23 protein-coding genes are annotated in these 18,593 nt (G+C 67.4%); 4 read left to right on the forward strand and 19 right to left on the reverse strand.

Annotation, left to right across the window (positions count from 1 at the left end; genetic code table 11):
* Positions 1-202 precede the first annotated feature (202 nt).
* Entirely contained in the window at positions 203-1,852 is a 1,650-nt protein-coding gene (locus tag NP80_RS27110; RefSeq protein ID WP_045594266.1) for a methyl-accepting chemotaxis protein, read from the reverse strand.
* A gap of 193 nt (positions 1,853-2,045) precedes the next feature.
* Between NP80_RS27110 and NP80_RS27115 the strand changes: the two genes are divergently transcribed.
* Positions 2,046-2,336, forward strand: coding sequence for a YciI family protein (locus NP80_RS27115; RefSeq protein ID WP_006398209.1), 291 nt, complete (start codon positions 2,046-2,048; stop codon positions 2,334-2,336).
* Positions 2,337-2,530: 194 nt separating this feature from the next.
* Here NP80_RS27115 and NP80_RS27120 read toward each other — a convergent pair whose 3' ends face one another.
* The 5 genes from NP80_RS27120 to NP80_RS27140 are packed head-to-tail and all read right to left on the reverse strand — an operon-like array spanning position 2,531 to position 6,607.
* Complete coding sequence (locus NP80_RS27120) at positions 2,531-3,148, reverse strand: SCO family protein (RefSeq protein ID WP_006412121.1); 618 nt, start codon at positions 3,146-3,148, stop codon at positions 2,531-2,533.
* A gap of 18 nt (positions 3,149-3,166) precedes the next feature.
* Positions 3,167-4,069 (reverse strand): heme o synthase, encoded by a 903-nt coding sequence (gene cyoE, locus NP80_RS27125; protein ID WP_012212666.1) that lies wholly within the window; start codon positions 4,067-4,069, stop codon positions 3,167-3,169.
* Between the two features lie 8 nt (positions 4,070-4,077).
* The gene (locus NP80_RS27130) at positions 4,078-5,190 is read right to left on the reverse strand and encodes a COX15/CtaA family protein (RefSeq protein WP_006412119.1); all 1,113 of its coding nucleotides are present in this window, start codon (positions 5,188-5,190) and stop codon (positions 4,078-4,080) included.
* A gap of 19 nt (positions 5,191-5,209) precedes the next feature.
* Positions 5,210-5,836: an SCO family protein gene (locus NP80_RS27135; RefSeq protein WP_170933546.1), complete on the reverse strand. Its 627-nt coding sequence runs from the start codon at positions 5,834-5,836 to the stop codon at positions 5,210-5,212.
* Between the two features lie 60 nt (positions 5,837-5,896).
* Positions 5,897-6,607 (reverse strand): SURF1 family protein, encoded by a 711-nt coding sequence (locus NP80_RS27140; RefSeq protein ID WP_035488948.1) that lies wholly within the window; start codon positions 6,605-6,607, stop codon positions 5,897-5,899.
* A gap of 84 nt (positions 6,608-6,691) precedes the next feature.
* On the opposite strand from NP80_RS27140, the gene NP80_RS27145 reads away from it, so the two are divergent.
* On the forward strand, positions 6,692-6,901 hold the full coding sequence (locus tag NP80_RS27145) for a twin transmembrane helix small protein (protein WP_006763330.1): 210 nt from the start codon (positions 6,692-6,694) through the stop codon (positions 6,899-6,901).
* 171 nt (positions 6,902-7,072) lie between these two features.
* Here the strand turns inward: NP80_RS27145 and NP80_RS27150 are convergent, their stop codons facing one another.
* The 8 genes from NP80_RS27150 to NP80_RS27185 all read right to left on the reverse strand — a co-directional run bounded on the left by NP80_RS27150 (position 7,073) and on the right by NP80_RS27185 (position 14,125).
* Positions 7,073-7,930: a cytochrome c oxidase subunit 3 gene (locus NP80_RS27150; RefSeq protein WP_006398202.1), complete on the reverse strand. Its 858-nt coding sequence runs from the start codon at positions 7,928-7,930 to the stop codon at positions 7,073-7,075.
* 130 nt (positions 7,931-8,060) lie between these two features.
* Positions 8,061-8,261, reverse strand: a complete 201-nt coding sequence (locus tag NP80_RS27155; RefSeq protein ID WP_006412118.1) for a DUF2970 domain-containing protein — start codon at positions 8,259-8,261, stop codon at positions 8,061-8,063.
* Positions 8,262-8,277: 16 nt separating this feature from the next.
* Entirely contained in the window at positions 8,278-8,889 is a 612-nt protein-coding gene (locus NP80_RS27160; RefSeq protein WP_006412117.1) for a cytochrome c oxidase assembly protein, read from the reverse strand.
* Positions 8,890-8,924: 35 nt separating this feature from the next.
* Positions 8,925-9,065, reverse strand: coding sequence for a cytochrome oxidase small assembly protein (locus NP80_RS31495; protein ID WP_006398199.1), 141 nt, complete (start codon positions 9,063-9,065; stop codon positions 8,925-8,927).
* Positions 9,066-9,135: 70 nt separating this feature from the next.
* A complete protein-coding gene (gene ctaD, locus NP80_RS27170; protein WP_006398198.1) occupies positions 9,136-10,743 on the reverse strand; it encodes a cytochrome c oxidase subunit I in 1,608 nt (535 codons plus the stop codon).
* 43 nt (positions 10,744-10,786) lie between these two features.
* Positions 10,787-12,385, reverse strand: a complete 1,599-nt coding sequence (coxB, locus tag NP80_RS27175; RefSeq protein WP_039220161.1) for a cytochrome c oxidase subunit II — start codon at positions 12,383-12,385, stop codon at positions 10,787-10,789.
* A 54-nt stretch (positions 12,386-12,439) separates the two neighbouring features.
* Positions 12,440-12,964, reverse strand: a complete 525-nt coding sequence (locus tag NP80_RS27180; protein ID WP_012467715.1) for a DUF2244 domain-containing protein — start codon at positions 12,962-12,964, stop codon at positions 12,440-12,442.
* A 195-nt stretch (positions 12,965-13,159) separates the two neighbouring features.
* Positions 13,160-14,125, reverse strand: a complete 966-nt coding sequence (locus tag NP80_RS27185; protein WP_035947494.1) for a methyltransferase domain-containing protein — start codon at positions 14,123-14,125, stop codon at positions 13,160-13,162.
* Between the two features lie 83 nt (positions 14,126-14,208).
* On the opposite strand from NP80_RS27185, the gene NP80_RS27190 reads away from it, so the two are divergent.
* Together NP80_RS27190 and trmL are read left to right on the forward strand one after the other, a co-directional pair.
* On the forward strand, positions 14,209-14,982 hold the full coding sequence (locus tag NP80_RS27190) for a ComF family protein (protein WP_045594271.1): 774 nt from the start codon (positions 14,209-14,211) through the stop codon (positions 14,980-14,982).
* Positions 14,983-15,093: 111 nt separating this feature from the next.
* Positions 15,094-15,564, forward strand: a complete 471-nt coding sequence (trmL, locus tag NP80_RS27195) for a tRNA (uridine(34)/cytosine(34)/5-carboxymethylaminomethyluridine(34)-2'-O)-methyltransferase TrmL (protein WP_006410722.1) — start codon at positions 15,094-15,096, stop codon at positions 15,562-15,564.
* A gap of 22 nt (positions 15,565-15,586) precedes the next feature.
* On the opposite strand, the gene NP80_RS27200 is transcribed toward trmL, so the two are convergent.
* The 5 genes from NP80_RS27200 to NP80_RS27220 all read right to left on the reverse strand — a co-directional run bounded on the left by NP80_RS27200 (position 15,587) and on the right by NP80_RS27220 (position 18,492).
* Positions 15,587-16,111, reverse strand: coding sequence for an O-acetyl-ADP-ribose deacetylase (locus NP80_RS27200; RefSeq protein ID WP_006407038.1), 525 nt, complete (start codon positions 16,109-16,111; stop codon positions 15,587-15,589).
* A gap of 92 nt (positions 16,112-16,203) precedes the next feature.
* Entirely contained in the window at positions 16,204-17,202 is a 999-nt protein-coding gene (locus tag NP80_RS27205) for an NAD(P)H-dependent glycerol-3-phosphate dehydrogenase (RefSeq protein ID WP_006407039.1), read from the reverse strand.
* Positions 17,203-17,228: 26 nt separating this feature from the next.
* Positions 17,229-17,711, reverse strand: a complete 483-nt coding sequence (gene secB / locus NP80_RS27210) for a protein-export chaperone SecB (protein WP_006398189.1) — start codon at positions 17,709-17,711, stop codon at positions 17,229-17,231.
* A 101-nt stretch (positions 17,712-17,812) separates the two neighbouring features.
* A complete protein-coding gene (gene grxC / locus NP80_RS27215) occupies positions 17,813-18,073 on the reverse strand; it encodes a glutaredoxin 3 (protein WP_006398188.1) in 261 nt (86 codons plus the stop codon).
* Complete coding sequence (locus tag NP80_RS27220; RefSeq protein ID WP_006398187.1) at positions 18,070-18,492, reverse strand: rhodanese-like domain-containing protein; 423 nt, start codon at positions 18,490-18,492, stop codon at positions 18,070-18,072. The genes grxC and NP80_RS27220 overlap by 4 nt, the downstream gene beginning before the upstream one ends.
* Positions 18,493-18,593: the final 101 nt, after the last annotated feature.

Genomic DNA, 18,593 nt, shown 5'->3' on the forward strand with positions numbered 1-18,593 from the left:
CCGACTCGCAGCAAGGGGCAAATGGTGTCACAGGATCGGCGGGAAGTGAAATACATCCCGCTCATATGGGTATGCACCGCGACGGTGCCGGCGCGGGCCGCAGCGCCGGCCGTTTCGTCAGTGTCGCCGCCCCGGCCGCTCCGCCCCGCCCCGCCCGGCCGGGCCGTGTCGCCGTGTCCCGGTGCGCGTGGCACGCCGCGCGTCAGGCGGCGACCGTCTCGCTGCCGGCGTCGTGCCGCTCGATGGCCGGCTCGTCGGCGTGCGGACGCGCGGGACGCGACGCACGCGGCGCCGCTTCGGCCGAATCGCCGACACGGAACGCGCCGATCGCATCGCGCAGCCGCCCGGCCTGCTCCTGCAGCGACGCGGCCGCCGCGGCCGCCTGCTCGACGAGCGCCGCATTCTGCTGCGTGACCTGGTCCATCTGCGTGACCGCGCGTCCGACCTGCGTGATCCCGCTCGCCTGCTCCTCCGACGCGGCGGCGATCTCGCCCATGATGTCGGTCACGCGCGCGACCGCCTGCAGGATCTCGCCCATCGTCGTGCCGGCCTGGCCGACGAGCGTCGATCCGTTGCGCACGCGCTCGACCGAGTCGACGATCAGTTCGCGGATTTCCTTCGCGGCCGTCGCGCTGCGCTGCGCAAGCGAACGCACTTCGCCGGCGACGACCGCAAAGCCGCGCCCCTGCTCGCCCGCACGCGCCGCCTCGACGGCCGCGTTCAGCGCGAGGATGTTGGTCTGGAACGCGATCCCTTCGATCACGCCGATGATGTCGGCGATCTTGTGCGAGCTGTCGTCGATCTCGCCCATCGTGACGATCACGCGGCTCACGACGTCGTGGCCCGTGCGCGCGATCTCCGATGCGTTGTTCGCGAGCCCGCTCGCCTGCCGCGCGTTGTCCGCGTTCTGCTTCACGGTCGCCGTCAGCTGCTCCATGCTCGCGGCCGTTTCCTCGAGCGACGCGGCCTGCTCCTCGGTACGCTGCGAGAGATCGTCGTTGCCGGCCGCGATCTGGCGGCTCGCGGCCGCGATCGACTCGGCCGACTGCCGAATCCCGCGCATCGTCGCCTGCAGCCGCGCCTGCATGTCGCGCATCGCGGCCATCATGCTGGTGCGATCGCCGGCGCGCACCGGCACCGGCTGCGTCAGGTCGCCCTGCGCGATGCGCATCGCGAGCGCGGCCGCCGCATCGGGCTCGCCGCCGAGGCTGCCGCGCACGTTGCGGATGATCACGAACATCGCCGCGCTGATCAGGATGCCGATCACGAGCACGACGACGAGGTGGCCGGCGAGCGTCCGGTAGTAGACGGTATCGATGTCCTTCACGAACACGCCGCTCGAGATGTTCCAGTCCCACGGCGCGAAGCGCGTGACGTAGCTGATCTTCGGCACCGCGGTCTCGCTGTGCGGCAGCCGGCCGCGATATTCGGCGAAGCCGCTGCCGGTCGCCTTCGCGGCATTCAGGATCGTCACGAACAACGGCTTGCCGTCCGGGTCGAGATAATCGCCGACCTGCGTGCCGACGAGTTTCGGCAGCGTCGGATGCATCAGCACGACCGGCTTCGAATCCATCACGAACACGTAGCCCGCGTCGCCGTAGCGCATCGCGGCGAGGCTCGCGAGCGCGTCGCGCTTCGCATCGGCCTCCGGCAGCGTGCCGCTCTGCGCGAGCGCGTAGTACGACTTCACGATGCCGGCCGCCGCGTCGACGAGATTCGTGATCCCTCCCTTGCGCTCGGTCAGCATCGTCGCGCGCGTTTCGTACGCGCTCCACGCGCCAACGCCCAGCAGACCGATCCATACCAGCGCAAGCGCGAGCCATAGCTTGCGATTCAAACTCATTCTGCTCATCGGAGGTGCCCTGTTGTCGATGTCGATGCGCGCGCAGGCCGCCGCGCAAACGGTTGCCCCCGTATTTACGGCAGTGGCGCTTACAACTTGAATACGACGCGGCGCCCGGCACGACAGCGAACGCCCGCTGTGCTACAAAGGTCCGCTGGCCGGTGCGCGCAATGCGCCGGCGACACTCCGAGGCCATTTCGACATGTACGTCATCGACATCCACTACACCGCGTCGCTCGAGCGCATCGACGACGCGCTCGAACGCCACCGCGCGTATCTGCAGCCGCTGCTCGACAAGGGCATCTTCATCGCGGCCGGGCCGAAGGTGCCGCGCGCAGGCGGCGTGATCCTCGCGGCGCGCATCGATCGCGACGCGCTGGAAGCGATCCTGCAGACCGATCCGTTCGTCACCGAAGGGCTCGCGACCTATCGCGTGACGGAATTCCGCATCACGCGCGCGGCGACCGGCTTCAACGTGCCGGCGCTGCCGTAACGCGATACGGGCGATGCGCGCCGGCGCCGCCCTGCATGTACGGCGCGCATGCACCGACAAGGGCGATGAGCAAAAAGGCGGGAGAAAAAGAAGGAACAGAAGGAACGCGTGACGGCGCGTCGCGGCCGTCACGCGCCTGCCGGGTCGAACGCCCGGACAGGCACGGCATGCCGGCCGATCAGCCGATTAGCCGATCAGCCGATCAGCAGCTTGAGGTCGTGGACCCACGGGCCGGGGCCCTGGCCGTCGCGCACGAACAGGCGCAGCTTGCCGTCCGGATCGAACACGTAACTCGCGGCCGTGTGATCCATCGTGTAGCTGCCCGGCGTCTTGCCGGGCACTTTCGCGTAATAGACGCGGAAATCCTTCGTCACCTTCTTCAGCTGCGCGTCGTCGGCCGGACGCAGCCCGATGAACGACGGATCGAACGCGGGCACATACTGGCCGAGCAGCGCGGGCGTGTCGCGCTCGGGATCGACCGTCACGAACAGCACCTGCACGCGCTTCGCGGCATCGGGCCCGAGCTGCTTCAGCGCTTCGGACAATTCGGCCATCGTCGTCGGGCACACGTCAGGGCAGTGCGTATAGCCGAAGAACATCACGACGGCCTTGCCCTTGAAGTCGGCGAGCGTGCGCACCTTGCCGGTCGTGTCGGGCAACGCGAAATCGCTGCCGAACTGCGTGTTGCCGGTGATGTCGAGATTCTGGAATTTCGGCGCGTTGTCGCAGGCGGCGAGCAGCAGCGCCGCCGCGAATGCGCAGACGAGCGCCCAGCGCTGGCGCGTGCGGCGCCCGAACCATGAGTGGAGCATTGCGTTCAAACCGTGCGGTTACACGCCGAGCAGCGGGCGCGCGTAGTGATCGGCGAGCAGCGCGGCAAACAGCAGCGACAGATAGACGATCGAATAACGGAAGGCCTTGCGGGCGAGTTCGTCCGAATAATCGCGGTAGATCTTCCACGCATACGCGAGGAACACCGCGCCGAGCAGCACCGCGCTCGTCAGGTAGACGGCGCCGCTCATCCCCGAGATGAACGGCATCATCGTGACTGCGAACAGGATCACCGTGTAGAGCAGGATGTGCAGCCGCGTGAACTTCTCGCCGTGCGTGACGGGCAGCATCGGCAGGCCCGCGTTTTCGTAATCCTTGCGGCGATACAGCGCGAGCACCCAGAAATGCGGCGGCGTCCACACGAAGATGATCAGCACGAGGATCCACGCGTCGCCCGGCACGGCGCCCGTGACCGCCGCCCAGCCGAGCGCCGGCGGCATCGCACCCGACGCGCCGCCGATCACGATGTTCTGCGGCGTCATCGGCTTGAGCAGCAGCGTGTAGATCACCGCGTAGCCGACGAAGGTCGCGATCGTCAGCCACATCGTCAGCGCGTTCGTGAACGTGTAGAGCGTCCATGCGCCGAGGCTGCCGAGCACGGCCGAGAACAGCAGGATCTGCGGCGTCGTGATCTCGCCGCGCGCGGACGGGCGCCACGCGGTGCGGCGCATCATCGCGTCGACCTTCTGCTCGACGAGGCAGTTGATCGCGAACGCGGCGCCGGCCAGCAGCCAGATGCCGACCGTGCCGCCGATCAGCACATGCCACGGCACCATGCCCGGCGTCGCGAGGAACATGCCGATCACCGCGCAGAACACCGCAAGCTGCGTGACACGCGGCTTCGTCAGCGCCATGTACTGGGAAAAGCGGCTACCGGGCGATTGGGAGAGGGTGCTTTGCATGGGGACGGTCACGCCGCGGCGGCATCGCGCGCAGGCTGCACGACACGGCCGGGGCGGCTTGAAAGGATGCGAAAGTTTAACATGACGACGAGCAGCAGCAGGATCGCGGCGCCGCCGTTGTGCGCGACCGCGACCGGCAGCGGCCACTGCAGCACGATGTTGGTCAGGCCCGTCACGAACTGCAGCACGACGACCAGCAGCACGCCGTTCGCGGGCCGCCGCAGCGACGCGAAGCGGCGCATCTTCAGCGCGAACGCGATCAGATACGCGACGACGACGAACGCGAACGTCCGGTGCGTCCAGTGGATCGCGACGAGCGCGTCCTGCGTGATCGCCTCGCCGTCGCGCGTCATCCCGAGCGCGCGCCACAGATGGAAGCCCTGCTCGAAGTTCATCGGCGGAATCCACTGGCCGTTGCAGGTCGGGAAGTCGGTGCAGGCAAGCACTGCGTAGTTCGTGCTGACCCAGCCGCCGAGCGCGATCTGCACGACGAGCAGCACGAGCGCCGCGAGCGCGGCCGCACGATAGCGGCCGGCTTCCGGGTCGTGCGCGGGCAGCGGGGTCTGGCGCGCGGCGAGCCAGCCGAGCGTGCCGAGCAGCGTGAGGCCGAGCAGCAGGTGCGTCGTGACGATCACCGGCTGCAGCTTCATCGTGACCGTCCACGCACCGAAGATGCCCTGCACGACGATCAGCAGCAGCAGGCTCGTCGGCCACCACGGCGACACGTGCAGCGGGCGGCGGCGCAGCTTCGCGGACCACGCGATCACGACCTGCGCGATGATCAGCACGCCGATCGCCATCGCGAAATAGCGGTGGATCATCTCGATCCACGCCTTCGTCATGCTGACGGGGCCGGTCGGCATCGCCTGGTGCGCTGCCGTGATCGCCGCATGCGCGATGAACGGCGACGACGTGCCGTAGCAGCCGGGCCAGTCGGGGCAGCCGAGGCCCGAATCGGTCAGCCGCGTGAAGCCGCCGAACATCACGAGGTCGAGCGTCAGGAAGGTGGTGACCCACACGAGCTTGCGGAACTTGTCGTCGTCGGCCTTCACCCACACGTACGACAGCGGCAGCAGCGCGATGCAGATGCCGATCAGGCCGAGTTGCAGCAAATAGGACATGGTGCCTCGTCGTGTCGAGTTAACCGATGCTCGACCACTTCAGCAGCTTCGTGACGTCCGTCTTGATCTTGCTGGGGTTCGGGTCTTTCGGGAAACGCATCATCAGATTGCCGTTCGGGTCGACCAGGTACAAATGGTCGGTATCCTGCGTGCCGGTATCGGCCGGCAGCCACGCGGCGACCGCAGCCGGATCGGCGACGAGGCGCCGCGTATCTGGATACGCGTCGAGCACCTTCTGCGGGACCGCGCCCGCATCGCTGCGCAGCCACACCATCGTGATCCGGTGCCGCTCGCCCGCCTGCGTGACGCGGATCTGCCGCATGAAATAGAGCTTCTTCACGCACGCTTCGTCGCAGGCGCTGCGGTCGGTCATCACGAACAGCCACACGCCGCGCAGCGACGCGAGCGGCACCTGCTTGCCGGTCTCGTCGGTCACGACGAGGTTCGCCGGAATCGGCCGCTGCGGCTCGATCAGCGTGCCGTAGTTGGTCGAGCCGCCCTTCGGCTTGATCACGTAGTAGGTGAAGTAGGACGCGAGCATCGGCGCCGCACAGACGAGCCCGAGCAGCACGAGCATCCAGCGGCCGCGCTTGCGGGCCGCCGGCGAAACCGGCGTGGCCGCCGGATCCCGACGGGAAGATTGGATCGACAAATCAGACCTCTCGAAACGAACGCGCGGCGCAGGCGCCGCGTCCGGGCATCGCGCTCACGCGCCGGTCGATTTCTTCGCCGCACGCCGCGCCGCGTACAGGCCGAAACCGAGCGCGGCCGCCGCCATGCCCCACCACTGAAACATGTAACCGTAATTGCGCTCGACGCCGGTCGTCGCCGCCGGCCAGTCGCGCACGAGCTTGTCGCCGTCGTCGCTCGTCTGCTGGATCACGAACGGCTGCAGCGGCAGCCCGGTTTCCTTCGCATACGCGGCGACGTCCAGGTTCTGCCGAATCTTCTGATGCGGCGCGGAACCGCCTTCGCCGAGCTCGAACGCGCGCGATGCGTCGGCGCGCGCGATGCCTTCGATCTCGATGTCGCCGGCCGGCGTGGCGAACGGCTCGATCGCGGTGCGATCCGCGATGTTGCGCGGCAGCCAGCCGCGATTGACCAGCACGTAGCCGCCGCCCGTGAGTTTAAACGGCATCACGACGTAAAAGCCCGGCTGGTCGTTATACGGCCGATTGTCGAGGAACACCGCTTGCTCGGGGATGAAGCGGCCCTTCGCGCGGACGCGGTGAAACTCGATCGCCGCGAGCGGAATCGGCTGCGCGCCGACGTCGACGGGCGCCGCGTGCTCGTAGCGCACGATGTTCGCCTGCAACGCTTCCTTCTGGTGTGCGCGGTCGCGCTGCCAGAAGCCGAGCCGGATCGTGACCGCGACGACGGCGAGAATCAGCAGCGCAGGCAGCCAGCGGATCTTCATCGCACTGCCCGCGAGGCGCACGCGCAAAAGCGAAGTGCGATAATTATCCTCTTCCTTTCGAATTGCCGTCGTCCGGCTCGTGTCATGCACATACTCGTTCCCATCGCCTTCGTCCTCATCATTGCCAGCATGGGCTCGGCGCTCTATTTCATGATGCACGACCGCGGCCATACGAAGCGCATGGTCTGGTCGCTTGCCACCCGCGTCGGGCTGTCGATCTCGCTGTTCCTGTTCATCCTGTTCGCGAACTGGATGGGCTGGATCCATTCGACCGGGCTGCCGATCGGACGTTGATGCCGCCACGGCCGCTGTGGCATTTCGCCGCATCGCCGCGCCGCCAAGCAAAAGCGCCGCCTGACTGAGTCGCGGCGGCGCCGGGGCGGTGCTGGTCGTCGGCAGCCAGCCGCTGCCCCGTCCGCACCAATGAAAACGGCCCGCGCATCGCTGCGCGGGCCGTTCGTCCATTTACAGCCAGTAGACGACGACGTACAGGCCGAGCCAGACGACGTCGACGAAGTGCCAGTACCACGCGGCGCCTTCGAACGCGAAGTGGTGATCGGGCTTGAAGTGGCCGCGGATCATCCGCACCAGCACGACCGCGAGCATCGTGCCGCCGAGGAACACGTGGAAGCCGTGGAAGCCCGTCAGCAGGAAAAACGTCGAGCCGTAGATGCCCGAGCCGAGCGTCAGGTTCAGTTCGTTGTACGCGTGGAAGTACTCGAAGCCCTGCAGGAACAGGAAGCAGACGCCGAGCACGAGCGTTGCCGCGAGCCAGGCGATCGCCTTCTTGCGGTGATCGTCGCGCAGCGCGTGGTGCGACACCGTCAGCGTCGCGCCCGACGACAGCAGCAGCGCGGTGTTCAGCGTCGGGATCGGCCACGGGCCCATCGTCTTGAAGTGACCGGCGAGCGCGGCCGGGCCTTCGTTCGGCCACACGGCGGAGAAATCCGGCCAGATCAGCTTGTAGTCGAGGCTGCCGAGCTGATGCAGCGCGATTTCGCGTGCATAGAACAGCGCGCCGAAGAACGCGCCGAAGAACATGACTTCCGAGAAGATGAACCAGCTCATGCTCCAGCGGTACGACTTGTCGACGTTCTTGCCGTAGTGCCCGCCTTCGGACTCGGCGATCGAATCGCCGAACCAGTGGTACAGCGTGAAGAGCAGCCACAGCAGGCCGAGCAGCGCCGTGTACGGTGCCCAGTCATGACCGTTGATCCACAGCGCCACCGACCCGAGCATGACCAGCAGGCCGACGGCCGCGCTGATCGGATGCTGCGACGGATGCGGCACGAAATAGTACGGGGTCTGGTTTTGACCGCTCATGCTTGATTCTCCACTTCAGTCCAATTTGTGTACCGGAAACCGCTCCGGCTTTATTTCTTGCGCGGCGCGACCGCCGCCGCTCTTTCCTGCACGCGGCGCCGTGGCACCGCGCATTGCATTGTTCCGTCCGTCAGCCGACCACCGCGCGCACGATCAGGATCAGCACGCCGATGAACGCGGCCGCGGCGAGCAGCGCGACGATCAGCACGTGCAGCGGATTGAGCTGCGTCGCGTCGGCTTCGAGATCGCGCCGCTTGCGCACGCCGAAAAACGACCACAGCACCGCTATGAGCGCCTGGCCGAACCCGCCGCTGCGCGTGGGCTCCGTCATCGTCCCGCCTCCGTCGTCATGCATCCGGCTTCGCCGCCGCACGCTGCGCGGACGTTCCGGGCGCGGCCGGCGCTGCGACTGCCGGCGTATTCAGTTCGAAGAACGTGTACGACAAGGTGATCGTCTTCACGTCCTTCGGCAACTTCGGATCGATCACGAACACCACCGGCATCTTGCGCGACTCGTTCGCGGCCAGCGTCTGCTGCGTGAAGCAAAAGCACTCGATCTTCTTGAAGAACTCCGTCGCCTGCTTCGGCGCGTAGCTCGGAATCGCCTGCGCGACGACCGGCCGGCCCTGCCCGTTCGTCACGTCGTACACGATCGTCGTCAGCTCGCCCGGATGCACGTCGAGGCTGTTGTGCTCCGGCTTGAAGCCGAGCGGCCCGCGTGCATTCGCGTCGAACTCGACCGACACCGTCCGGCTCGTGTCGACCTGCGTATTCTTCGCCTCGCGCTCGCTGACGTCGCGCTGCAACAGATTGTTGATGCCCGTGATCTGGCAGATCGCGCGATACATCGGAATCAGTGCGAAGCCGAACCCGAACATCAGCGCGGCGACGACGAACAGCTTCACCAGCATCGAACGGTTGAACGCGCGATCGGCGGCGCCCGCTTCCGGCTTCGACATACGACAACTTCCTCGCTACTGCATCGGTTTCTGCGTCAGTGAGTGGACAGCCACCACTGCTTGATCACGACACCCACAAAAAAGACGGCGACGATCACGAGCAGGATCAGGCCGAGCCGCTTGTTGCCCGCGCGGATCTGCTCGGGCGTACGTCTTTGTTGTGGATTCCGGGTCATCTGATACTTCGGTTCGGGCGTCCGCCGCGCCTGCCTGCGCGGGAGGCAGCGGCGGAACGCGCGGTGAAACTTATTCGACGTGCGGCGGTTGCTCGAACGTGTGGAACGGAGCCGGGCTCGGCACCGTCCATTCGAGGCCGGTCGCGCCGTCCCACGGCTTGTCCGACGCCTTCTCCAGCTCGCCGCCGCCGCGGTAGGCCGGCAGCACGACCGCGAACAGGAAGTACACCTGCGCGAGGCCGAAGCCGAATGCGCCGATCGTCGCGACCTGGTTGAAGTCCGTGAACTGCGCCGGGTAGTCCGCATAGCGGCGCGGCATGCCCGCGAGACCAACGAAGTGCATCGGGAAGAACGTCAGGTTGAAGAAGATCATCGACGCCCAGAAGTGGATCTTGCCGCGCGTCTCGTTGTACATCCAGCCCGTCCACTTCGGCGACCAGTAGTACCAGCCCGAGAACAGCGCGAACAGAGAACCCGCGACCAGCACGTAGTGGAAGTGCGCGACCACGAAGTAGGTGCCGTGATACTGGATGTCGAGCGGCGCCATCGCGAGCATCAGGCCCGTCAGGCCGCCGAACGTGAACACGAACAGGAAGCCGATCGCGAACAGCATCGGCGTTTCGAACGTCATCGAACCGCGCCACATCGTCGCGAGCCAGTTGAACACCTTCACGCCGGTCGGCACCGCGATCAGCATCGTCGCGTACATGAAGAACAGCTGGCCGGTGACCGGCATGCCGGTCGCGAACATGTGGTGCGCCCAGACCATGAACGACAGGATCGCGATCGAGGCCGTCGCGTACACCATCGAGCTATAGCCGAACAGCGTCTTGCGCGAGAACGCCGGGATCACCTGCGACACGATCCCGAACGCCGGCAGAATCATGATGTACACCTCGGGGTGGCCGAAGAACCAGAAGATGTGCTGGTACATGACCGGGTCGCCGCCGCCTGCCGCGTTGAAGAACGACGTGCCGAAGTGACGGTCGAACAGCACCATCGTGATCGCGCCCGCCAGAACCGGCATCACGGCGATCAGCAGGTACGCGGTGATCAGCCAGGTCCATGCGAACATCGGCATCTTCATCAGCGTCATGCCCGGCGCGCGCATGTTCAGGATCGTCACGACGATGTTGATGCCGCCCATGATCGACGACGCGCCCATGATGTGCACCGCGAAGATCGCGAAGTCCATGCCCGGGCCCATCTGCGTCGACAGCGGCGCGTAGAGCGTCCAGCCCGCGGCCGTCGCGCCGCCCGGCGCGAAGAACGAGCCGACCAGCAGCACCGCCGCGACCGGCAGCAGCCAGAAGCTGAAGTTGTTCATCCGCGCGAACGCCATGTCGGATGCGCCGATCTGCAGCGGAATCATCCAGTTCGCGAAGCCGACGAACGCCGGCATGATCGCGCCGAACACCATGATCAGGCCGTGCATCGTCGTGAGTTCGTTGAAGAACTCCGGACGCATGATCTGCAGGCCGGGCTGGAACAGCTCGGCACGGATGCCGAGCGCCATCACGCCGCCCGACAGGAACATGATGAACGAGAACAGCAGGTACAGCGTACCGATGTCCTTGTGGTTGGTGGCGAACAGCCAGCGCCGCCAGCCGTGCGGCGTTTCGTGCGCGTGGTCGTCGTGCGCGTGGCCCGCGGCTACGTCGTGCCCGATGCTAGACATGAGAATCTCCTAATGCGAATACGTCGACAAACTCGGCGACACGTCAAGCCGCCGGCCCGATCTCGACCCGCCGGGCTTCCTTCGCGTCTGCCCCGCCCGTGATCGTTTCCGGCTTTTTGAGAATGATGCGGTCTTCCGCCACGCCCGCCGCCTTCAGCGCGTCGCGCACGGCCTGCGCCCGATGCTTGGCCAGTTCGGCGTTCGCGTCGGCCGAGCCCGTCTTGTCGGTGAAGCCCGACAGCGTGAGCTTCGCGTCCGGATGCGCGTTCGCATAGTCCGCCGCTGCGGCGATCGCCGCTTTCGCGTCGGCCGGCAGCGCGCTCTTGCCCGTCTCGAAGTAGATCGTCGACAGCGCAGCCGATGCCGCCGGCTGTTGCGCTGCGCCCGACGCGGCCTGCGCCGGCGCCGAAGCCGCTTCGGCCGGTGCCGATGCGGTCGCTGCGCCACCCGCGGTGTCTTCCGGCATCTTGCCGTTGCGCGCGTCGGCCACTTGCTTCGGCTGCAGCAGATCGTTCTTGTGGTTACCCCACGAATTGCGCTCGTACGTGACGACCGACGCAATGTCGAGATCCGACAGCGACGCCCACGACGGCATCGCGCCCTTGCCGTGCAGCACGCGCTCGAGGTGGCCGGCGATCGGGCCGTTCACGATCGGGCTGCCGTCCATCGCCGGGAAGGCGCCGAGGCCCTTGCCGTTCACCTGGTGGCATGCCGCGCAGTTCGCCTTGTAGACTTCCTCGCCGTGCGAGACGAGTTCGGCCATCGTATAGACCTTGTTCGGATCGACTGCCGCGCCGGCGAGCTTCGCCTTCTGCGCGCTGACCCACTTCGCGTAGTCGTCGTCCGACAGCACTTCGACGACGACCGGCATGTACGCGTGCTCCTTGCCGCACAGTTCGGTACAGAAGCCGCGGAACGTGCCGACCTTGTCGGCCTTGAACCAGGTGTCGCGCACGAAGCCCGGAATCGCATCCTGCTTCACGCCGAACGCGGGCACGTACCACGAGTGCACGACGTCGTTCGCGGTCGTGATGATGCGGATCTTCTTGTTGACCGGCACGACGAGCGGGTTGTCGACTTCCTGCAGATAGGTTTCGGTGATCGGCTTCTTGCCCATCACTTCGTCGCGCGGGGTCGTGAGCGTCGACAGGAAGCTGATGCCCTCGCCCGGGCCCTTCACGTAGTCGTAACCCCACTTCCACTGATAACCGGTGACCTTGATCGTCAGGTCGGCGTTGGTCGTGTCCTTCATCGCGACGACGGCCTTCGTGGCCGGCAGCGCCATCAGCACGACGATGATGAACGGCACGATCGTCCAGATGATTTCGACGGTCGTGCTTTCATGGAAATTGGCGGCCTTGTGGCCCTTGGATTTGCGGTGCGCGAAGATCGAATAGAACATCACGCCGAACACGCCGACGAAGATCACCGTACAGAGGATCAGCATCATCGTGTGGAGATCGTAGAGCTCCTCGGCGATCTTCGTGACGGGCGGCTGCAGGTTGATCTCGTTGACGCGGGGGCCGCCCGGGCTGTCACCGACCGCCAGAGCGGCACCGGCAAAGAGCAATCCGCTGCATGCCAGCACGCCCGTGAGGGCTCGCTTGATTGTTTTCATAGCATCCTTACCCAAAATTTCCATTCAAACCCTCCCCCGTCGCAAGCCGCCTGCGGTTGCCTCCCGGCGAGCGCTTCATCAGCCGCAGCGCCGGAGCGCTACGCGCAGTTCGTCGGCGAACTGCGCACGCTTGTACTGCGCGAGATGCTGCCCGATTACGACGGTCTGCCCGCGCGACACCAGCCGAATCGGATCGCGTGGCGTCGCGCCCGGTTCGACCCGCACCCAGCGCGGGTTGAATTCGATCTGCGTGAACCGCTCCGCATCCATCCGCTCGATCACGAGCCGGTGCGGAAACAGCCTGATGCGCTCGTAATCGACCGCATGGCGGGCATAGATCGCAAACGCGACGCCCACGACCAGCAGCTCAATTCCGGTGAAGGGCATGACGAGCCATACCCCACGCCACATCAGCAATGCCGCAATCGCCAGCGAGAAGCATGCGAGCGACGCGTAAAACAGCACGAACTGGCGCGGCGACACCGAACAGTTGCGCTTCATGAGCCAGTCCTTCAGGACCGGTTCGCCATTCGCCGTCTCCGCCAACACCCTCGCTGCTTCCATCGCCGCCTCACGCGAATGGCATGCGATGCATGCCTGCATCGGACTTGCCGCCCCGTATTGCGGGGACCCCGGGACGACAAGCTGACGCATTATAGGCGGGTTCAATGGCATCCACAAGCAAGCGCCTATCGGCCCGCGAGCCAAGCGCGACAAGCTTTCCGGCCATTTCCGGCGTCAATTCGACCCCGCTTCACGCCGCTAATTTCAGACATAACAAAACCCCTCTTTACCGCCTTACCGATTCTTCGGACGCCCCTTTCCGATGTCTTCGATACGCACGATCCCGTGCCCTTCCGGCGTCGTGCGCGGCACCGCCTTCCAGGCGTGGCCGTAGATCACTTCGAACGTCAGCGGGATCGTGCCGTCCGCGCGGCGGCGCGCTTCCAGCGCGTTCGCGAGCGCGTCGCGAAAGCGCCGCGACGCGTGCAGCGGCGCCGTGCGCGCAAACGGATACGCGCCCCAGCGGCGCACGTCGGCGAGCAGCGATTCGGCAGACTTGTACGTGACGGTCAGCACTTCCTGGTCCATCACCGGGATCTCGAAGCCGCTTTCGACGAGCATGTCGCCGAGATCGTGCATGTCGACGAAATCGATCACGCGTGCGGCCGGCGGCGCGATGCCGAGCGCCGCTTCCGCCTCCGCGCAGGCGGCACGCAGTTCGCGCAGCGTGTCGGGGCCGAGCATGCTGAACATCAGCAGGCCGTTCACGCGCAGCACGCGCTGCCATTCGGGGAACACCGTGTCGGGACGCGAATGCCAGTGGAGCGCGAGATTCGACCAGACCAGCTCGAATCCGCCGTCCGCGAACGGCAGCGCCGAGAAATCGGCCTGCGCGACGCGCGGCCCGCGCTGTCCGAGCGCCCGGCCGAGCGATGCAGGCAGCCAGCGGCGCCAGCTCGTCTGCTCGAGCTCGCGCTGCGCGGCGCGCGCGAGCATCGCGTGCGACAGGTCGACGCCGAACACCGGCGCCTCGGGGAACCGCGCGCGCAGCGCCGGCAGGTCGTCGCCCGCGCCGCAGCCCGCGTCGAGCACGGCCGTCGGATTCACCTTGATGTATTCGAGGCGTTCGCACATGCGCTGCGCGATCTCGCGCGGCAGGAACGCGACCGCGTCGAACGCGGCGGCACGGCGGTCGAAGATCCGCCGCAGGCGCCGTGCGTCATTGGCCGGACGGCCGGTTGGAGTCGAAGCTGGGGACATGTCGGGCACACTGGCGAAGAGCCCGAAGTATACTCGCTCGCCCTGCACGCTTCAGCGAAGCCGGGCCGCAAGGAGTGTTCGCGATGGTCCGCCGTTCCGTTCCGCATCCGCTGCGCGTCGTTTTGTCGCAGGCCGGTCAGCTCGCCGCGCGCATCGCCGCGGCGGCGCTGCCGAACCGCTGCGCGCTGTGCGGCAATTTGTCACATGCCGTGATATGCGTCGCCTGCGACGCCGCGTACTGGAACGAAGCGCGGCTGCGCTGCGCCGTCTGCGCGATGCCGCTCGGTGCCGGACGGCCGCGTTCGCGCGGCGCGCACGCGTATCGGTGCGACGCGTGCCGCAATGCCGCGCCGCCGTTCGATGCGACGCTCGCGCTCGCCGACTATCGGCCGCCGCTCGACCGACTCGCGCGCGATCTGAAGTTCCATGCGCGGCTCGCGCTCGGCACGGAATTCGCGGCGCGGCTCGCGCGGCTGATCGACGACACGCCCGGCGCCGGCACGATCGACGTCGTCGCGCCGGTGCCGCTGTCGCGCAGCCGGCTCGTGCGGCGCGGCTACAACCAGGCCTGGGCGATCGCGCGGCCGCTCGCGCGGCGGCTCGGCGTGCGCGCCGACGCCGCGCTGCTCGTGCGTGTGGCCGACACCGCGCCGCAGTCGCGGCTCGACCGGCGCGCGCGGCGCGACAATGTCGCCGCCGCGTTCGCGGTCTGCGGCGATGTCGCGGGCCGCCACGTCGCGCTCGTCGACGACGTGATGACATCCGGCGCGACGCTCGCGGCGAGCGCCCACGCGCTGAAGGCCGCGGGCGCCGCGCGCGTGACGAATCTGGTCGCGTTGCGCACGGCGCGAGATTGATTGGATTGCAGATACGAATGCCGCCCGCCTCACGCGCGGGCGGCCCGTGATGAACCGGCCGTACGGCGCGGGCGTGCGCGCCCAGGCCGTACGGCACAGCCGAACCCGAACATGTTCAACGTCGTCCTCGTCGCTCCCGAAATTCCGCCGAACACCGGCAACGTGATCCGTCTGTGCGCCAATACGGGCGCGCGCCTGCATCTGATCGAGCCGCTCGGCTTCCCGCTCGACGACGCGAAAATGCGCCGCGCGGGGCTCGACTATCACGAATACGCGCAGATGCGCGTACACCGCGACTGGGACGCGTTCGTCGCGGCCGAATCGCCGGCTCCCGCGCGGATCTTCGCGTTCACGACGCGCGGCTCGAGCCGCTTCCACGATCGCGCATTCCTGCCGGGCGACTGGTTCGTGTTCGGTTCGGAAACGCGCGGGCTGCCGGCCGAGCTGCTCGAGCGCTTCCCCGCCGAGCAGCGCGTGCGGCTGCCGATGCGGCCGGGCAACCGCAGCATGAACCTGTCGAATACGGTCGCCGTGGTCGTGTTCGAAGCTTGGCGCCAGGCCGGCTTCGAAGGCGGCGCATGACGCGGCACGCGCGCGGGCGCCGTTACGCGCGTGCGAGCCGTGCGCGATACAGGTCGTAAATGTCGGGAGAAAAGCACGCGAATATCACACGCGTGATGCCGGGCGCCTGCGGCAGCATCTCGACGACCGTGCCGACCGCGATGTCGACCGCGCGGTCCGCCGGATAGCGGTAGATGCCGCAGCTGATCGCCGGAAACGCGATCGACACGGCACCCGCTTCGTCGGCCAGCTCGATCGCGCGCCGGTAGCACGATGCGAGCAGACGCGGCTCGCCGCGATCGCCGCCGTGCCATACGGGCCCGACCGCGTGGATCACGTAGCGCGCCGGCAGCCGATGTCCGCGCGTGAGTTTCGCATCGCCGGTATCGCAGCCGCCGAGCGTGCGGCATTCGGCGAGCAGGCCCGGGCCGGCCGCCCGATGGATGGCGCCGTCGACGCCGCCGCCACCGAGCAGCGAGCCGTTCGCGGCATTGACGATCGCGTCGACCTCGAGCGTCGTGATGTCGACGCATTGCGCGTCGAGCGTGGTGGAACCGATCTGCAGCATGACACCCTCCCGAAAACGCCGGAGACGGTTCAAGCGTAGTGCGCATTCGCACGCCCCGTGCGAATGCGCACGGCGTGCGTTGCGCCGTAGCCTTACTCGGCGCGCGCGTCCCGCCGCAGCAGCCCGCTGACCGCGTCGCGCGGCGCGACGCCGTCGAACAGCACACCGCACACGGCTTCGGTGATCGGCATTTCGATCGACTGCGCACGCGCGAGCGCGAGCACGGCCTGCGCGCAGCGTACGCCTTCGGCAACGTGGCCGAGTGCGCCGAGGATGTCGTTCAGCGAGCGCCCGGCGGCCAGCTGCAGGCCGACCGTGCGGTTGCGCGACAGGTCGCCGGTCGCGGTCAGGATCAGGTCGCCGAGCCCCGTGAGGCCCGTGAAGGTTTCGGTGCGCCCGCCGAGCGCCGCGCCGAGCCGCGACATTTCGGCGAGGCCGCGCGTGATCAGCGCCGCGCGCGCGTTCAGCCCGAGACCGAGGCCGTCCGCGATGCCGGTCGCGATCGCAAGCACGTTCTTCACCGCGCCGCCGACCTCGACACCGATCACGTCGTCGCCTGTATAGATGCGCATCGCGCCGTGGTGGAACGCGGCCAGCGTGCGGTCGCGACACGCGGCCGACGCACTCGCGACCGTCAGCGCGACCGGCAGCCCCTGCCCGACCTCGCGCGCGAAGCTCGGCCCCGACAGCACGCCGTTGCTGAGCTGCTCGGGCAGTTCGGCCGCGATCACCTGATGCGGCAGCAGATGCGTGTCGGCCTCGAAGCCCTTGCACACCCACACGATGTGCGCCGGCACGCAGCCGGCATCGCGCATCGCGCGGCACAGCGTGCGCAGCCCCGCGACCGGCGCGGCGATCACGCATAGCGCGTCGTCCGCGGCGCCGTGCGCGAGCGCGGCGCCGAGATCGGCGTCGTAGCGCAGCGCGTCGGGCAGCGCGATGCCGTCCAGATAGCGTGAATTTTCGTGCCGGGCCTGCAGCCCGGCGATCAGCGCGGCGTCGCGCGCCCAGAGAAGCGTGTCGTGCCGCGCGGCCAGATGGCCCGCGAGCGCGGTGCCCCAGGCGCCGGCGCCGAGGACGGCTACTTTCATACCCAGCACCGGTCGGTCGTGGCGTGTCAGTTCAGCGCGGTGCCGTTCGGTGCGCCTGCGGCGCCGGCCTGCTGCTGCTGAAGCTGGGCGAGACGCTGCTCGTACAGCGCCTGGAAGTTGATCTCCGCGAGATGGATCGGCGGGAAGCCCGCACGCGTGATCGCGTCGGCGATGTTCGAACGCAGATACGGGAACAGGATCGTCGGGCAGGCGATGCCGACGAGCGGATCGAGCTGTTCGTCCGGGATGTTGCGAATGTCGAAAATGCCGGCCTGCTTCGCTTCGATCAGGAACGCGACCTTGTCCTTCACCTTCGCGGTGACGGTACCCGACACGACGACTTCGAACACGCTCTCCGCCAGGCGCTCGGCCTTCACGTCGACTTCGACTTCGACGGACGGCATGTCCTGCTCGAGGAAGATCGCCGGCGAATTCGGCTGCTCGAGCGACATATCCTTCAGGTAGACGCGCTGGATATTGAAGAACGGTTGGTTTTCGACGTCGGACATGGTGTTTCCCTAAAAGTGGTAACGGGCCGCACGGCGCATGCCGGCAGCCCCGGATGGATCCTGCGCGGGCCGCGGCGCAGCCGGCGGCCATTCTGCCCTAATCAGGCCGCTTGCAGAAGCGGCACGAGGCCGCCTTCGCGGTCGAGCTTCGACAGATCGTCGTAACCGCCGACATGCGTCTCGCCGATGTAGATCTGCGGCACCGTGCGGCGTCCCGTGCGGGCCATCATTTCCTCGCGGCGCGCCGGATCGCGGTCGATCAGCACCTTCTCGATCTGCTCGACGCCGCGCAGTTTCAGCAGGCGCTCGGCCTGCATGCAATACGGACACACTTGCGTGCTGTACATCAGAACCTTGTTCACTTCGCCACTCCTTGTTTGACGACCGGCATGCCGGCCTGCTGCCAGGCGGCGACGCCGCCGTCGAGCACATGCACTTCGGCGTAGCCCGCCGCCTGCACTTCGCGCGCGGCCTTCTGCGACTGCTGGCCGTTCTGGCAGACGAGCAGCACCGGCGTGCTCTTGTTCTTCGCCACTTGCGCAATTTTCGCGCCGAGCTCGCCGGCCGCGACCTGGCGCGCGGACGGCAGGTGGCCCGCCGCGAATTCGGCCGGCGCGCGCAGGTCGATCACGACCGCGTTGCGGCGGTTGATGAGCTGCGTCGCCTCGGCAGCCGACACCCCGCCGCGGCCGCGGCGCAGCGCGGGCCACGCGAGCAGGCCGCCCGAGACGAGCAGGATCGCGATGAGGGCCAGGTTCGTGTAATCGGTAAAGAACGTCACGGAATTCCGCCGAAAAAAGAGAAATCGGAAAAGGGCAATCCCGCCATTATAAAATAACCGTCTTGCGCGATGGCGGACCCGGCTGCGGGCCCCGCGCGACG

The sequence above is a fragment of the Burkholderia multivorans ATCC BAA-247 genome (assembly GCF_000959525.1).
Taxonomy (GTDB): Bacteria; Pseudomonadota; Gammaproteobacteria; order Burkholderiales; family Burkholderiaceae; genus Burkholderia; species Burkholderia multivorans.

Coding starts and splice junctions, on each gene's coding strand:
- NP80_RS27130 (WP_006412119.1), bottom strand. CDS start 5,190: ATGTCCTATTTGCTGCAACTCGGCCTGATCGGCATCTGCATCGCGCTG.
- NP80_RS27110 (WP_045594266.1), bottom strand. CDS start 1,852: ATGAGCAGAATGAGTTTGAATCGCAAGCTATGGCTCGCGCTTGCGCTG.
- NP80_RS27205 (WP_006407039.1), bottom strand. CDS start 17,202: ATGAAAGTAGCCGTCCTCGGCGCCGGCGCCTGGGGCACCGCGCTCGCG.
- NP80_RS27200 (WP_006407038.1), bottom strand. CDS start 16,111: ATGCTGCAGATCGGTTCCACCACGCTCGACGCGCAATGCGTCGACATC.
- secB (WP_006398189.1), bottom strand. CDS start 17,711: ATGTCCGACGTCGAAAACCAACCGTTCTTCAATATCCAGCGCGTCTAC.
- NP80_RS31495 (WP_006398199.1), bottom strand. CDS start 9,065: ATGACCCGGAATCCACAACAAAGACGTACGCCCGAGCAGATCCGCGCG.
- NP80_RS27150 (WP_006398202.1), bottom strand. CDS start 7,930: ATGAGCGGTCAAAACCAGACCCCGTACTATTTCGTGCCGCATCCGTCG.
- NP80_RS27120 (WP_006412121.1), bottom strand. CDS start 3,148: ATGCTCCACTCATGGTTCGGGCGCCGCACGCGCCAGCGCTGGGCGCTC.
- NP80_RS27180 (WP_012467715.1), bottom strand. CDS start 12,964: ATGCAGGCATGCATCGCATGCCATTCGCGTGAGGCGGCGATGGAAGCA.
- NP80_RS27190 (WP_045594271.1), top strand. CDS start 14,209: ATGGTCCGCCGTTCCGTTCCGCATCCGCTGCGCGTCGTTTTGTCGCAG.
- NP80_RS27115 (WP_006398209.1), top strand. CDS start 2,046: ATGTACGTCATCGACATCCACTACACCGCGTCGCTCGAGCGCATCGAC.
- NP80_RS27155 (WP_006412118.1), bottom strand. CDS start 8,261: ATGACGGAGCCCACGCGCAGCGGCGGGTTCGGCCAGGCGCTCATAGCG.
- NP80_RS27160 (WP_006412117.1), bottom strand. CDS start 8,889: ATGTCGAAGCCGGAAGCGGGCGCCGCCGATCGCGCGTTCAACCGTTCG.
- ctaD (WP_006398198.1), bottom strand. CDS start 10,743: ATGTCTAGCATCGGGCACGACGTAGCCGCGGGCCACGCGCACGACGAC.
- coxB (WP_039220161.1), bottom strand. CDS start 12,385: ATGGAAATTTTGGGTAAGGATGCTATGAAAACAATCAAGCGAGCCCTC.
- trmL (WP_006410722.1), top strand. CDS start 15,094: ATGTTCAACGTCGTCCTCGTCGCTCCCGAAATTCCGCCGAACACCGGC.
- NP80_RS27145 (WP_006763330.1), top strand. CDS start 6,692: ATGCACATACTCGTTCCCATCGCCTTCGTCCTCATCATTGCCAGCATG.
- cyoE (WP_012212666.1), bottom strand. CDS start 4,069: ATGCAAAGCACCCTCTCCCAATCGCCCGGTAGCCGCTTTTCCCAGTAC.
- NP80_RS27140 (WP_035488948.1), bottom strand. CDS start 6,607: ATGAAGATCCGCTGGCTGCCTGCGCTGCTGATTCTCGCCGTCGTCGCG.
- NP80_RS27185 (WP_035947494.1), bottom strand. CDS start 14,125: ATGTCCCCAGCTTCGACTCCAACCGGCCGTCCGGCCAATGACGCACGG.